We start from the raw sequence: 14324 nt of genomic DNA on the forward strand, positions 1-14324 counted from the left end.
CCGGGGACGGCCCAGTGGCCCTCCCCGGCCCGAGCCGGTGCTGCGAAACGTCAGCGGACGTGGTCCACGTCGACGAGGTCGACGCGGACACCGCGGCCGCCGATGGCGCCCACGACGGTGCGCAGGGCGCGCGCGGTGCGGCCGTTGCGGCCGATCACCTTGCCGAGGTCGTCGGGGTGCACCCGGACCTCGAGAACGCGCCCGCGGCGCAGGTTGCGCGAGGCGACCTGCACATCGTCAGGGTTGTCGACGATGCCCTTCACGAGGTGCTCAAGCGCCTCTTCGAGCATGCTGCTCAGGCCTCGGTCGACTCGGACTCAGCCGCGGCCTCGTCCTTCTTCTCAGCCTTCTTCTTCTGGGTGATCGCCTCACCCTTGCCCTCGTCGTCACCGCCGAGAGCCTCGAACGACGGACGCGCGGCCTTCGGCTCGGCGACGAGCAGCGGCGCCGGGGCGGGCTCGCCCTTGAACTTCTGCCAGTCGCCGGTCTTCTTCAGGATGGCGAGGACGGGCTCGGTCGGCTGCGCGCCGACACCCAGCCAGTACGCCACGCGCTCGGCGTCCACCTCGATGACCGACGGGTTGTAGGTCGGGTGGTACTTGCCGATCTCCTCGATCGCACGGCCGTCACGACGGGTGCGGGAGTCGGCGACGACGATGCGGTAGTGAGGCGAACGGATCTTGCCCAGACGCTTCAGCTTGATCTTGACTGCCACGGGAGTGGATTCTCCTGGATTTGACGTGGTTGGGCACGGCGAGACTGCCGCGTGGGGTTGCGGTACCCGAGTGCCCGATGGACGCGTCAGCCGGAGGAGAGAGGGGTCCTGTGCGGCTGTCGAGTACAGCTAGCCATTGTGCCACACCCTGCGCGTCACCTTCGGCCGAGGGGGCCGGGTGATCTTGAGCATGCCAATGGGGCACCCGGCGTGGAGGTGACCGTACGTCGGGTGCGCCATTCGGCACCGGCGACCTGCCGGCTGCGACTGCCACGAGCAGTCGCAGCCTCAGCTCGCCGCGGCTCCCACGACCTCCGGGATGCGGAACGGCTTGCCGCAGCCGCCGCACACGATCGGGGCCTGGGCCAGGACCGACGGAACCACCCGGACGTTGCGGCCGCAGTCGCAGACCGCCTTGACGCGAACGCCGCCGCCGGAGGAGCCATGGCGGGCGGCCGGGCCGCGGAAGGTGCGGGAGGTGTCGGCGGACGTGGCCACCGTGTGGGCCTTCAGGGCGCGCTGAAGGCGTTCGATCGTCGGCCGGTAACGCCGCTTCGCCTCGGCGTTCAGCGTGACCAGCGAGAAGCCACTGCTGGGGTGCGGTTCGTCGGGGTGGTCCAGGCCCAGTTCCTCGGCGATCGCGAGGAACCTGCGGTTGTGGTAGCGGCCGGCGCGGGAGGTGTCGCGGACCCCGCGTGCGGCTGCGATGCCATGGACTGCCTCGTGGAGCAGTCGTTCGAAGGAGAGCTCGTGACCGCAGGCGGACGACGACTCCCCGATCAGGGACTCTGGCGCGGCAAGGTCAGGCAGTTCGGGGTGGTACCGCTGAATGTCGGCCCACGCCTGTGCCAGCTCTGCGGCGAGAACAGGTGGTGTCTGTGTCGTGCTCACGTAATGACAACGAGCCTGAGGGCTCCAGTGTTCCGATTCCGGGCCATCCCAAATAATTTGCACTTACCCGTCAGTTGCCGCTGATGCGTCCTGACGAGGGCGGGTGCGCTGATCTGCGGAGAAGCTTCACAGCTCATACCAAGCCGGTGCGTAGTCTGACGTACGACCCGGCGCGTAGATCAGATCCGCGCGCCGGGACGGGTGTCGTCGGCGGTTGCGCAAGAGGCGTTTCGGTCGCTCTCGTGGCGGAGTCGCTACTTCAGTACGTGGCGGAGTCGCTACTTCAGTAAGCGCGCGCGACGACCGCGACGTTACTCGGGGCGTCCCCGTCCTCGGGCACCGACCCGTCCTCGGCGAGCAGACACCGTACGGTCATCGCGTGCTCGGCCAGCTCGGCCTCGCCCTCCTCGCCGAGGGTGCCCCACGGGATGCGCGCCCAGCCGCCGGCGGTGACCGCCTCGGCGGCCTCCTCGATCGTCGACACGTCCGCGGTGCGGGACTCGCGGCGCTCCCGGGACTGCTTCAGCAGCAGCGCCTGATCCTCTTGGAGGATGGCGGGGAGGAGCCCGGCCAGGGCGTCCAGGGCCACCGGCTCCTTGCCGCCCGGGATCCGGCGGACCAGCATCGCCGTGCCGTTCTCCAGGTCACGGGGGCCGACCTCGACACGGACGGGGACACCCTTCAGTTCCCAGTCGACGGCGCGGCGGCCGAAGGGGATGTCGGTGCGGTCGTCCACCTGGATCCGGATGCCCGCCGCCCTGAGCCGCTCGCCGATCTCACGGACCTCGGCCAGAACCGCTTCCTCGCCCTTGATCGCGAGGACGACCGCCTGGATCTGCGCCAGCCGCGGCGGGACCCGCAGGCCGTTGTCGTCGCCGTGCGTCATCACCAGCGCGCCGATCATGCGGGTCGTCGACCCCCAGGAGGTCTGCCAGACGTACTCCTGCGTACCGTCCTTGGACAGGTACCGGGTGTTGAACGGCTTGGCGAAGTTCTGGCCCAGCTCATGGCTGGTGACCATCTGCAGGGCCTTGCCGTCCCCCATCATGCTCTCCAGCGTGAGGGTGTTGATGGCGCCCGCGAACCGCTCCTTGACCGTCTTGCGGCCGGAGACGAAGTCCATCGCGAGGATGTTCTCCAGGAAGTCCCCGTAGACGTTGCGCTGGATGTGCGAGGCGAACTCCCGCGCCTCCTCGTACGTGGCGTGCGCGGTGTGCCCCTCCTGCCACAGGAACTCGGAGGTGCGCAGGAACAGACGCGGGCGCAGCTCCCAACGGACCACGTTCGCCCACTGGTTGATGAGCAGGGGCAGGTCCCGGTAGCTCTGCACCCACTTCGAGAAGTACTCGTTGATGATGGTCTCCGACGTGGGCCGGACGACCGCGGGCTCCTCCAGCTCCTTGCCGCCGCCGTGCGTGACCACCGCGAGCTCGGGCGCGAACCCCTCGACATGGTCGGCCTCCCTGGCGAGGTACGACTGCGGGATCAGCAGCGGGAAGTACGCGTTCTGGGTACCCGTCTCCTTGATACGGGCGTCCATCTCGGCCTGCATCCGCTCCCACAGCCCGTAGCCGTACGGTCGGATCACCATGGTGCCGCGCACCGGCCCGTTGTCCGCCAGCTCGGCCTTGGCGATCAGATCCTGGTACCAGCGCGGAAAGTCGTCCGCCCTGGACGTGAGAATGGATGCCTTTGCCATGGCGCGATGGTACGGGCTCAGGTTGCGGGCATGTGAAATCTCGCCACGGGCGCCGCGAACCCACAAGCAGGGCCCCACGACCCCTGGACGTCACCGCGAGCCGGGAGTTACCTGACATACGTGGGGAGTGCGAGCGCACATCACGGGGGCCACGGAATCGGGCACACCACCAACTCTCGGCGGATTGGGGCGCTTACCTATGACACCTACGCTCGTGCGGCACACCCTGTCTCACGCGGGATCCGCACCCCGCGTGAACCTGGACGCACGCGCGCGTGACTGGTCCGAGATCCAGGAGCGGATGCTCGTCCCGCTCTACGAGGCCGTCTACGAGCGACTTGAAGTGGGCCCCGCCAGCAGGCTGCTGGGCCTCGGCTGCGGCTCCGGGCTCGCCCTGCTGATGGCGGCCTCCAGAGGAGCGGCGGTCACCGGTGTCGACTCCGCCCGTCCCGAACGGCTCGTCCTCGCACGGGCCCGGCTGCTGCCCGACACCTGGGGCACGCGCGCGCGTGCGGCCACCCGGATCGTCGAGGGCTTACCCCGGGACGGGGCCGACACCAGGACGCCCGCGTACACCCTGGTGACGGCCTTCGAGCCGATCGGATGCCTGGCAGGCGACTCGGAAGGACTCGGTGAGCTGCTCGCCTGCGCGACACCGCTCGCCGAACGCGGAGCGCCGGTGGTGCTGGCCGGCTGGGGTCCGCCGGAACGCTGCGCCACGTCGTCCGTGCTGCGGGTGGCCACGAAACTGGCCGATCCGCTGCGCAGCGCGGGCAGTTGGCGCCCCGCCCTGCGCGACGACCTGGAGGAGGTCGCCCAGCGGGCGGGGCTGAAGCCGGACGGTTCCGGGCGGGTCGCCTGCCCGTTCGGGTACGCCGGTCCCGGCAGTGCCGTACGGGGCCTGCTGTCGACGGGCCTGTTCGACGCGGCGATCGCGGCCACGGACCAGGAACAGGTGGACAAGGAACTTACGGAGGCACTGCACCCGTACCAGCGGCCGGACGGGACCGTGTGGATGCCGAACGTGTTCCGCTACCTGATCGCCCGCACGCCCTGAGCGTCCCTCAGGCCTCCGGGTCCTTCGTCAGGCGCGTGATGCCCGCGATCCGGTATGCGTCCGCCTCCTCCAGCGTCTCGTTCTCCAGCAGTGCCTCGGTCAGGGCGTCCAGCTGGGAGCGGTGGTCGTGGAGCTTGCGGCAGGCCTCCTCGTAGCACCCGTCGACGATCCTGCGCATCTCGGCGTCGATCGCGTCGAGGGTCTGCGGGGCGGCCGAGAGCCCGTACGCCTGCTGGGCGTCGCTCGGCAGGGCGGAGAGCCGGCCGATGCGCTCGCTCATGCCCCAGCGGGCCACCATTCCGCGTGCGATGGCGGTGACCTGTTCGAGGTCGTTCTCCGCACCCGTGGTCACGACGCCGTAGACCACCTCTTCCGCCGCCATACCGCCCAGCGCGCCGATGATCCGGCCGCGCAGATAGCCCTCCGAGTGCGCGTACCGCTCCACCTCGGGGGTCGACATCGTCACGCCGAGGGCCCGGCCGCGCGGCACGATGGTGATCTTGCGGACGGGGTCGGCGCCGGGCTGCAGCATGCCGAGCAGGGCGTGCCCGCTCTCGTGGTAGGCGGTGCGCCGGCGGTCCTCCTCGGGCATCACGAGGGTGCGCTCGGCACCGAGCTGCACCTTCTCCAGCGCCTCGGACAGGTCCGACCGGGTCACCGTCTCCTGCTTGCGCTTGACCGCGAGCAAGGCGGCCTCGTTGGCGAGATTGGCCAGATCTGCGCCTGTCATGCCCGGGGTGGTCCGGGCCACCTGGGCCAGGTCCACGTCCGGATCGAGCGGGATCTCACGGGTGTGGATCCGCAGGATCGACTCACGCCCGCCCCGGTCCGGCGGCGAGACGTGCACCACCCGGTCGAACCGGCCGGGCCGGGTCAGCGCCGGGTCCAGGATGTCGGCGCGGTTCGTCGCCGCCACCACGACCACGCCCTCCGAGCCGGAGAACCCGTCCATCTCCGTGAGGATCTGGTTCAGTGTCTGCTCGCGCTCGTCGTGGCCGCTCACCGACGGGCCGCCGCCGCGCTGCCGGCCGATCGTGTCGATCTCGTCGATGAAGATGATCGACGGTGCCACCTTGCGGGCCTCGGCGAACAGCTCCCGGACCCGGGAGGCGCCGACACCGACGATCATCTCGATGAACTCGGACGCGGAGGCGGAGAAGAACGGTACGCCCGCCTCGCCCGCCACCGCGCGCGCCAGCAGGGTCTTGCCGGTGCCGGGCGGGCCCGCGAGCAGCACGCCGCGCGGCATCTTCGCGCCCATCCTGCGGTAGGCGTCGGGGTTCTCCAGGAAGTCGACGACGTCGTCCAGCTCGCCCTTGACCTCGTCGATCCCGGCCACGTCGGCGAACGACGTGCGCTGGGTGCCCGGCCGGGGCCCGACCGGCTTGGGCGGGGCCTTGCGGCCGAGCATGCCGCCCGCACCGCCCAGTCCCCCGCCGATCCGGCGCGCGAAGAAGATCCACACGGCGACCAGCAGCACGATCGGCACCAGCGAGATCAGCAGGTTGGACAGCAGACTGCGCTCCTGCACGACGGGCTGCGCGGTCACCGTGACGCCATGGCTGCTCAGGTTCTGCCAGAGCCTGTCGTCCGCGAAGGCCGGGCGCTGCGTCCTGAACTTGGTGTACTGGCCACCACCGCTGGGCTTGGCCTGGGGCGTCTTGAGCTCGCCCTGGATGGCGTCGCCCTTGGAGTAGATCTTGGCGACGTTGCCGTCGCCGACCTGCCTGCTGAACTCCGTGTACGAGATCGTCGGCTCGTTGCCCTGGCCCAGGTAGTTCAGCCCGATGTAGGCCAGCAGAAAGACGATCACCGCGGTGACGGCGAGGCCCCACCACCTTCCGCGTATCCGTCGGCCACCGGGCCGCCGGGGCGACTCGTCCGGGGTGCCCTCGGTACGCCACGGCTGATCAGGGTCTTTCCGTGGCGGCGCGGCATTGCTCATATCTGGACGTTACGGCACACAGCGAGCCGCGGCACGCGCTGAGGGCGCCCTCCCCGGAGGAGGACGCCCTCAGTGCCGTACGACGTCGGTAGGCGTCGGCCCATGAACGTCGGGCCGGCCCATGAACGTGTCGGGTCAGCCCATGAACTTCTTGAACTCGTCCGGCAGCTCGAAGTCCTTGCCGCCCTGCTGCGGGAGTCCGAAGGCGCCACCGCCCTGGGCGGCCGCCTCGCGGCGCTGAGCCTCCTCCAGCTCCTGCTGCTTGCGCTTCATCGGGTTGCCGGAGCGCTGCTTGCCCTTGGCCTTCTTCGGCTGCTTCTTGGTGCGGCCGGGTCCGCCGCCCATGCCCGGGATCCCCGGCATGCCGGGCATACCGCCGCCCTGAGCCATGCGGGACATCATCTTGCGGGCCTCGAAGAACCGCTCGACCAGCCCCTTCACCGCGCTGACCTCGACACCGGAACCCTTGGCGATACGGGCGCGGCGCGAGCCGTTGATGATCGTCGGGTCCTGGCGCTCGCCCGGGGTCATCGACTTGATGATCGCGCCCACGCGGTCGACTTCCCGCTCGTCCAGGTTGTTGATCTGGTCCTTGATCTGCCCCATGCCCGGCAGCATCCCGAGCAGCTTCGAGATGGAGCCCATCTTCCTGACCTGCTCCATCTGGGCCAGGAAGTCGTCCAGGGTGAAGTCCTGGCCCTTCTTGGACGCCAGCTTGGAGGCCATCTTCTCGGCCTCTTCCTGGCTGAACGTCTTCTCCGCCTGCTCGATCAGGGTGAGCAGGTCACCCATGTCGAGGATGCGGGAGGCCATCCGGTCAGGGTGGAACGCGTCGAAGTCGTCGAGCTTCTCGCCGTTCGACGCGAACATGATCGGCTTGCCGGTGATCTGGCGGATCGACAGGGCCGCGCCACCGCGGGCGTCACCGTCGAGCTTGGAGAGCACCACGCCGTCGAAGCCGACGCCGTCGCGGAAGGCCTCCGCGGTGTTGACGGCGTCCTGACCGATCATCGCGTCGACGACGAAGAGGATCTCGTCCGGCGAGACCGCGTCACGGATGTCCGCGGCCTGCTGCATCATCTCCTGGTCGATGCCCAGGCGGCCGGCGGTGTCCACGATCACGATGTCGTGGACCTTGGTCTTCGCGTGCTCGATGGAGTCCTTGGCGACCTTGACCGGGTCGCCGACGCCATTGCCCGGCTCTGGCGCGAACACGGCGACGCCGGCGCGCTCGGCGACGACGCTCAGCTGGTTGACGGCGTTGGGGCGCTGGAGGTCGGCTGCGACGAGCAGCGGCGAGTGGCCCTGCTCCTTGAGCCAGCGGCCCAGCTTGCCCGCGAGCGTGGTCTTACCGGCACCCTGCAGGCCCGCCAGCATGATCACGGTGGGGGGCTGCTTGGCGAAGCGCAGGCGCCGGGTCTCGCCGCCCAGGATGGTGACGAGCTCGTCGTTGACGATCTTCAGCACCTGCTGGGCGGGGTTCAGCGCGCGGGACACCTCGGCACCGAGGGCCCTTTCCTTGACGTTCTTGATGAACGTCCGGACGACAGGCAGGGCCACGTCCGCTTCGAGGAGCGCGATGCGGATCTCGCGGGCCGTGGCGTCGATGTCCGCCTCGGACAACCGCCCCTTGCCGCGCAGGCTCTTGAAAGTCGCTGAGAGGCGATCGGAGAGAGTATCGAACACGGCGGCGTCGGTCCTCGGGGGTCGGGGGCAGTGTGAGCGTCTTCCAGGGTATCCGGCCCTGCAAGCAAATCGTCCCCGCCTGCTGTGTTCAGCGGGCGGGGACGGAAAGTCACCGCGAAGTCACGCCCGCAGCGTCTCCTCCAGCTTCCGCGCCACCGACGCGGCCTCGTCCCCGGGCAGCGGCGAGCCGTCCGTGCCCGTGACGTAGAAAGCATCCACGGCGTTGCTGCCCAGCGTGCTCACATGCGCGCTGCGCACCCGTACGCTCGCGTCCTCCAGGGCCTGGCCGATACGGAACAGCAGTCCCGGCGCGTCCTGCGCACGGACCTCGATCACGGTGGCGTGCCGGGAGGCCGCCGAGGCCACCGCCACCCGGGCGGGTGGCGCCACCCAGCCACGGCGCCGGGGGTAGGCGGCGTCGCGTTCGGCGAGGCGGGACGCGATGTCCAGGGAGCCGTCCAGGGCGCGGACCAGGTCGGCACGGAGCCGGGCCGCCTGCGGCAGGGAACCGTACTCCGCCGCGACCCGCCAGTTCAGCAGCAGGACGGAGCCTTCGTCGACGTCGTCCGGGAGGCGCAGGGCGCGCAGCTCGGCGGTGCGGACGGTCAGCCGGTGCACGGCGAGCACTCCGGCCACCGCGGGCAGCACGCCCGGCTGGTCGGGTACGGCGATGACGAGCTCCACGCCGAGCGGCTCGGGCTCCCCGGTCGGTTCGTCCTCGGGCCGGGGTTCGGTCTGGGCGCGCAGGGCCAGCACCGGGCCGCCGGTGCGGAACGCCTCGATGGCGAGCCGTTCCTGTTCCGCGCTGGGCGCGGCGGGCTCGGGCTCCTCGGGGGCGTCCCCGGCGAGCACGGCCGAGACCCGTTTCACCAGATCGGCAACCAGGGAGCCGCGCCAGGACGACCAGGCGGCCGGGCCGGTCGCCAGCGCGTCCGCCTCGGTCAGGGCGTGCAGCAGTTCCAGGGTGCTCTGCGAGCCGACCTCGTCGGCGACCGAGCGGACGGTGGCGGGGTCCTCCAGGTCGCGCCGGGTGGCCGTCTCGATCAGCAGCAGATGGTGCCGTACGAGGGTGGAGAGCACCGCCACGTCCGCACGGTCGAAGCCGATGCGGGCCGCCACGTCCTTGGCGATGATCTCGCCGGCCACCGAGTGGTCGCCGGGCCAGCCCTTGCCGACGTCGTGCAGCAGCGCGGAGACCAGAAGGAGGTCGGGACGGCTGACACGGCGGGTCAGCTCGGAGGCGCGGACCGCCGTTTCGATGAGGTGACGGTCGACCGTCCAGATGTGGACGGCATTGCGCTGCGGGCGGCAGCGGACCCGCTCCCAGTCCGGGAGCAGGCGGGTGATCAGGCCTTCCGCCTCCAGCGCCTCCCAGACGTCGATTGTCGGGCGGCCCGAGCCGAGCAGGGTCACGAGCTGCTCGCGCGCCTCGGCGGGCCAGGGCGTGGGCAGGGGGCGCGCGGTGGCGGCCAGGTGCCGTACGGCATGCAGGGAGAGCGGGAGGCCGGCCTGTGCGGCAGCGGCCGCGGCGCGCAGGGGAAGCACGGGGTCGCGTTCGGGGCGCGCGGCGCGGGCGAGCACCACCTCGCCGTCCTGCTCCACCACACCCTCGGCCAGCGGAGACCTTTCGACGACGGGCTTGCCGCCGCCCAGCATGGCGCGCAGCCTCGGCCGCACGGCGCGCGACCGCAGGACGCGCCCCACTTCACGCCAGGTGACATCACTGGCGTACGAGATGACGCGTGCGGCCTCGTAGACCTGGCGCAGCAATGTGTCGGCATCGAGCAGGCCCAGCTCCGCCGCGACCTGGTCCTGCTCCTGCAGGGCCAGCCGGTCGGTGGCCCGCCCTGTGGTCAGGTGCAGGGCGTCACGTACGTCGAGCAGGCGCCGCCGGGCGTCCGCGAGGCCCTCGCGGGGGGCGTCGGCCAGCCAGGACGCGGCGACCGCGCGCAGGGCGGTGGCATCCCGGAGGCCGCCCCGGGCCTCCTTCAGATCGGGTTCCAGGAGGTACTGGAGCTCGCCCTGGCGCTCGGCGCGCTCGCCGCACAGCTCCTGGAGTTCGAGGAGGCGCTTCGGGGCCTGGTTGCGCCAGTCGGCGAGCACCGCCGTGCGCAGTCCGGCCGTGAGGCCCAGGTCGCCCGCGATATGACGGGCGTCGAGGAGACCGAGCTGGACCTTGAGGTCCTCACCGGCCGTCTTGCGGGCCTCGGCCGGGGTGCGCACCGAGTGGTCGAGGGCGAGGCCCAGGTCCCAGACGGGGTACCAGACGCGATCGGCGAGGGCGGCGACCGCCTTGGTGTCGCCGCCGTCGTGCAGCAGCAGGAGGTCGAGATCGCTGCGCGGGGACAGCTCGCCGCGGCCGTAGCCGCCGACGGCCACCAGCGAGACGCCCTTCAGGCCCCCGGCGGCCGCGGTGAACAGTCCCGCCAGCCAGTCGTCCGTGAGTTCGGCGAGGGCCGCACGGCGCGGCGGCCCGGACCGCGCCCCCTCGGTGAGGAGGCGCAGCCGGGCCGCCGCATAGCCGCTGGGTCCCGAGTCCTCTGCGTCTTTCCGAACATCCGTACTCGTCACCCGGCGACTCCTGTCCTTCTTCTGTGGTGAGCGTGCCCGCTCAGAGCGCGTCGGGGCCGCGCTCGCCGGTCCGGACCCGTACGGCGGCCTCGACCGGGAGGGACCAGACCTTGCCGTCCCCGATCTTGCCGGTACGGGCGGCCTTGACGATCACGTCGATCAGCTGCTCGGCGTCGTCGTCCTCGGCCAGCACCTCGATGCGGATCTTGGGAACCAGGTCGACCGTGTACTCGGCACCACGGTAGACCTCGGTGTGGCCCCGCTGACGACCGTAACCGCTGGCCTCGGTGACCGTCAGGCCGTGGACGCCGAAGGCCTGGAGGGCCTCCTTGATCTCGTCGAGCCGGTGGGGCTTCACGACGGCGGTGATGAGCTTCATGCGTCCACCTTCTTGCTCTGCGTGCCGGCCAGCGCGGCAGCGGAGGCGGTGCCGACGACACCGCCGCCCGCGCCGCTGAAGTCGTATGCGGTCTCGGCGTGCTCCGCCTGGTCGATACCGGAGACCTCCTCGTCCTCGGTGACCCGCATACCGATGGTCTTGTCGAGGAGGAAGGCGAGGATCGCGGAGGCGACCAGGGAGTAGGCGAGGACCGCGAACACACCGGCGCACTGCTTCCACAGCTGGTCGAAGGAGTGGTTGCCGTAGAAGACACCCGTGGCGGTGGACTGGCCCTTGCCGGTGGCGAAGAAGCCGATGAGCAGGGAACCGATGATTCCGCCGACCATGTGGACGCCGACGACGTCGAGGGAGTCGTCGTAGCCGAACTTGAACTTCAGGCTCACGGCCGCAGCGCAGGCGACACCGGCGATGGCGCCGACGGCGATCGCGCCGAGCGGGGAGACCGCGCCACCGGACGGGGTGATCGCGACCAGACCGGCGACCGCACCGGAGGCGGCGCCCAGCGTGGTGAACGCGCCGTGCCGGATCTTCTCGTAGGCGAGCCAGGCCAGCATGGCGGCGGCGGTGGCGACCTGCGTGTTGACGAACATCAGCGCGCCGACGCCGTCGTCGTTGCCGAGCCACGAGCCGGCGTTGAAGCCGAACCAGCCGAACCACAGGAGCCCTGCGCCGAGCATGACCAGCGGGAGGCTGTGCGGGCGCATCGGGTCCTTCTTGAAGCCGACGCGCTTGCCGATGACCAGGATCACGCCGAGGGCCCCGGCACCCGCGTTGATGTGGACCGCCGTACCACCGGCGAAGTCGATCACGCCGAGCTTGTAGGCCCAGCCGTCGGCACCCCAGACCCAGTGGGCGACCGGGACGTAGACGATCGTGGCCCACAGGGCGACGAAGAGCGACCACGCCGAGAACTTGACGCGGTCCGCGAGGGCGCCGCTTATCAGGGCCGGTGTGATGATGGCGAACATCATCTGGAAGACCATGAAGACGAAGATCGGGATGTTGTAGCCGTCCCAGAGCTGCGTCAGCCCGATGTTGCTGAGGCCGAACCAGTCGGGGTTCCAGCCGATGAGGCTGTTGTTCGTGCCGAAGGCGAGGGAGAAGCCGTAGAGCACCCACAGAATGGTGACGATGCCCATGCTGATGAAGCTCATCATCAGCATGTTGAGGGTGCTCTTGACGCGGACCATGCCTCCGTAGAAGAAGGCGAGACCCGGGGTCATGATCAGCACCAGGGCGGAACAGATGAGCATGAAGCCTGTGTTCGCGGAGGACAGCTTGGGTGCCTCCGCGGCAAGCGTGATGGCTGGTGCCATCGGCGTCTCCTCGTCGGTTGGTACGGCCCCGTGCGGGCGAAGCCTGAGATCGGTCCGGTCAAGTGGGGGTGCGCCGGTTATGCGCCATGAGATTGGCGCAGCGCGGTTTCGGTGGAAGCCCCTCGTTGTTTCGCCGGGGTGACGAAGGCACCGCGCGTGTTACACGTCGATGAACTGCCGGATGTCGGCCACGCCGATCGTTATCGTGACGCAACCTCGATGAATGGCAGCGCGACCATGAATGGAGGAACCCCGACGGCGATCAACCACGTCCGCGAGAGCGGCGCCGGTCGGGCGCAAAAGGGACCGGCCGCGGGCGGCCTCCGATGACCTGGCGTGGGGGAGCCGAGTCGGACAGTTCGGGAGGGCCGGCCGCGGCCGGGGCTATGGGTTTCCTTCGGACGTCCGGGCCTCAGACCGCCTCGGCGGTCTCGGGAAGGTCCACGGCGAGCTGCTCGGTGAGGTCGATGACCTCCGCCAGGTGGCCGAACTCGCGTACGGCCGTGTCCACGGTCTTTCGGATACGAGTGTTCACGCGCTCGGAGCGGACCTTCTTGGCGATGCCCATGGCCTGAGAGGCATAGGCGGTGCTCCGCTCGGGCTCGCGGCGCAGCAGATGCACGGTGGCCATTCCGATCAGGTTCAGTGCGTACGACCGCTGGTGCTCGTGGTCCTTCGCGAACCGCTCCACGGCCCGCTGCATCAGGGGCTCGGCCAGGGAGGCGTAGGTGGGGCTGCGGCCGGCGACATACGCCAGGTCGCGGAAGGAGTGGGAGTTCTCGCCGTACAGCTCGGCCTCGGAGAAGAAGCGGATCCAGTCGGGGTCCGGCTCGTCCCACTCGTCGACCTCGGCGAAGGTGTCCTCGGCCATCCGGACGGCCCGCTTGCACTTGCCGGGCTGGCCCATGTTGGCGTAGGCGCGGGCCTCCATCGCATACAGCATGGACTGGGTCCGCGGGCTTGCGCAGTCCCGGCTGCCGTACTGCGCGAGGTGGATCAGCTCCAGGGCGTCGTCGGGCCGGCCGAGGTGGATCATCTGGCGGCTCATGCTGGAGAGGACGTACGAGCCGAGCGGCTTGTCCCCCGCCTCCTTGGCGGCGTGCAGGGCGAGGACGAAGTACTTCTGCGCGGTGGGCTGGAGTCCGACGTCGTAACTCATCCAGCCGGCCAGCTCGGCGAGCTCGGCGGCGACCTTGAAGAGCTTTCTGGCGGTGGCCTCCGGTTGGGGCTCCTGGAGGAGGTCGGTGACCTCGTGCAGCTGGCCGACGACCGCCTTGCGGCGCAGGCCGCCGCCGCACTGGGCGTCCCACTGGCGGAACATCACCGTGGTGGACTCCAGCAGGTCCAGCTCTGGCTTGGACAGCCGGCCCGGGCGGCGGGAATCGTGGTACGGCTCGGATTCGGGCTCCGGGAGCGGGCCGGACGGCGTGGGGACGAGCCAGCGCTGCATGGGTTCGATGAGGGACGGGCCGGCGGACAGGGCCAGCGAGGTCCCGAGGAAGCCGCGCCGCGCCAGCATGAGGTCGCTGCGTAAGAACTCGCTGAGCAGGGCCACCGTCTGCGGGCCCGTCCAGGGCAGGTCGACCCCGGACACGGAGGGTGACTGACGGGCCGCCCGCAGGCCGAGGTCCTCCACGGAGACGACACAGCCGAACCGCTCCGAGAACAGCTCGGAGAGGATCCTCGGGATCGGCTCGCGCGGGTTCTCCCCGTCCAGCCAGCGGCGCACCCGGGAGGTGTCCGTGGAAATGTGATTGGCACCCAACTGGCGTGCCCGCCGGTTCACTTGCCGGGCGAGCTCGCCCTTGGACCAGCCACTGCGCACGAACCACGAGCCAAGCAGCTCATTGGGGCGCTTGTCAGCGTTCGTCCCGCTACCGCCGTTGCCGCCCACTGGAACGCCCCCATCCCTGAGACCACTTGTCGCCGAGTGCGCCAAGCCCTATCAGAATGCCGGTGAATAGGGCCGCCCGTCCGGCGGTTCTCACCCTCCGAACGGGATGCCGACTTGCCTCCGGCATACCCACGAGGGCACGTGCCCCCA

Annotated in this window: 11 protein-coding genes; 1 reads left to right on the top strand and 10 read right to left on the bottom strand. The window is 70.2% G+C overall.

Annotated elements, in window-relative coordinates:
- Positions 1-50 precede the first annotated feature (50 nt).
- The 4 genes from Q8A52_RS32325 to proS form a co-directional block, all read right to left on the bottom strand.
- Positions 51-290 carry an RNA-binding protein gene (locus Q8A52_RS32325; protein ID WP_003973401.1) on the bottom strand — a complete coding sequence of 80 codons (240 nt, stop codon included), beginning with the start codon at positions 288-290 and terminating at the stop codon, positions 51-53.
- A 5-nt stretch (positions 291-295) separates the two neighbouring features.
- Positions 296-715 carry a 30S ribosomal protein S16 gene (rpsP, locus tag Q8A52_RS32330; RefSeq protein ID WP_171152431.1) on the bottom strand — a complete coding sequence of 140 codons (420 nt, stop codon included), beginning with the start codon at positions 713-715 and terminating at the stop codon, positions 296-298.
- 288 nt (positions 716-1003) lie between these two features.
- Positions 1004-1606, bottom strand: a complete 603-nt coding sequence (locus Q8A52_RS32335; protein WP_316757896.1) for a hypothetical protein — start codon at positions 1604-1606, stop codon at positions 1004-1006.
- Between the two features lie 283 nt (positions 1607-1889).
- Positions 1890-3305: a proline--tRNA ligase gene (gene proS / locus Q8A52_RS32340; protein ID WP_316757898.1), complete on the bottom strand. Its 1416-nt coding sequence runs from the start codon at positions 3303-3305 to the stop codon at positions 1890-1892.
- A gap of 199 nt (positions 3306-3504) precedes the next feature.
- Here proS and Q8A52_RS32345 point away from each other — a divergent pair, with 199 nt between their 5' ends.
- A complete protein-coding gene (locus Q8A52_RS32345; protein ID WP_316757899.1) occupies positions 3505-4362 on the top strand; it encodes an SAM-dependent methyltransferase in 858 nt (285 codons plus the stop codon).
- Between the two features lie 7 nt (positions 4363-4369).
- Here the strand turns inward: Q8A52_RS32345 and ftsH are convergent, their stop codons facing one another.
- The 6 genes from ftsH to nsdA form a co-directional block, all read right to left on the bottom strand.
- Positions 4370-6307, bottom strand: coding sequence for an ATP-dependent zinc metalloprotease FtsH (gene ftsH, locus Q8A52_RS32350; RefSeq protein WP_316757900.1), 1938 nt, complete (start codon positions 6305-6307; stop codon positions 4370-4372).
- 135 nt (positions 6308-6442) lie between these two features.
- Positions 6443-7993, bottom strand: a complete 1551-nt coding sequence (gene ffh / locus Q8A52_RS32355; RefSeq protein ID WP_316757901.1) for a signal recognition particle protein — start codon at positions 7991-7993, stop codon at positions 6443-6445.
- Positions 7994-8113: 120 nt separating this feature from the next.
- Complete coding sequence (locus Q8A52_RS32360) at positions 8114-10564, bottom strand: [protein-PII] uridylyltransferase (protein WP_316757903.1); 2451 nt, start codon at positions 10562-10564, stop codon at positions 8114-8116.
- Positions 10565-10604: 40 nt separating this feature from the next.
- Positions 10605-10943 (bottom strand): P-II family nitrogen regulator, encoded by a 339-nt coding sequence (locus Q8A52_RS32365; protein WP_316757905.1) that lies wholly within the window; start codon positions 10941-10943, stop codon positions 10605-10607.
- Complete coding sequence (locus Q8A52_RS32370; RefSeq protein ID WP_316757907.1) at positions 10940-12280, bottom strand: ammonium transporter; 1341 nt, start codon at positions 12278-12280, stop codon at positions 10940-10942. The genes Q8A52_RS32365 and Q8A52_RS32370 overlap by 4 nt, the downstream gene beginning before the upstream one ends.
- Positions 12281-12692: 412 nt before the next feature.
- Positions 12693-14174, bottom strand: a complete 1482-nt coding sequence (gene nsdA / locus Q8A52_RS32375) for a transcriptional repressor NsdA (protein ID WP_316757908.1) — start codon at positions 14172-14174, stop codon at positions 12693-12695.
- Positions 14175-14324: the final 150 nt, after the last annotated feature.

The organism is Streptomyces herbicida, from assembly GCF_032656585.1.
GTDB lineage: Bacteria > Actinomycetota > Actinomycetes > Streptomycetales > Streptomycetaceae > Streptomyces > Streptomyces herbicida.

Coding starts and splice junctions, on each gene's coding strand:
- Q8A52_RS32325 (WP_003973401.1), bottom strand. CDS start 290: ATGCTCGAAGAGGCGCTTGAGCACCTCGTGAAGGGCATCGTCGACAAC.
- proS (WP_316757898.1), bottom strand. CDS start 3,305: ATGGCAAAGGCATCCATTCTCACGTCCAGGGCGGACGACTTTCCGCGC.
- Q8A52_RS32345 (WP_316757899.1), top strand. CDS start 3,505: ATGACACCTACGCTCGTGCGGCACACCCTGTCTCACGCGGGATCCGCA.
- ftsH (WP_316757900.1), bottom strand. CDS start 6,307: ATGAGCAATGCCGCGCCGCCACGGAAAGACCCTGATCAGCCGTGGCGT.
- Q8A52_RS32365 (WP_316757905.1), bottom strand. CDS start 10,943: ATGAAGCTCATCACCGCCGTCGTGAAGCCCCACCGGCTCGACGAGATC.
- Q8A52_RS32370 (WP_316757907.1), bottom strand. CDS start 12,280: ATGGCACCAGCCATCACGCTTGCCGCGGAGGCACCCAAGCTGTCCTCC.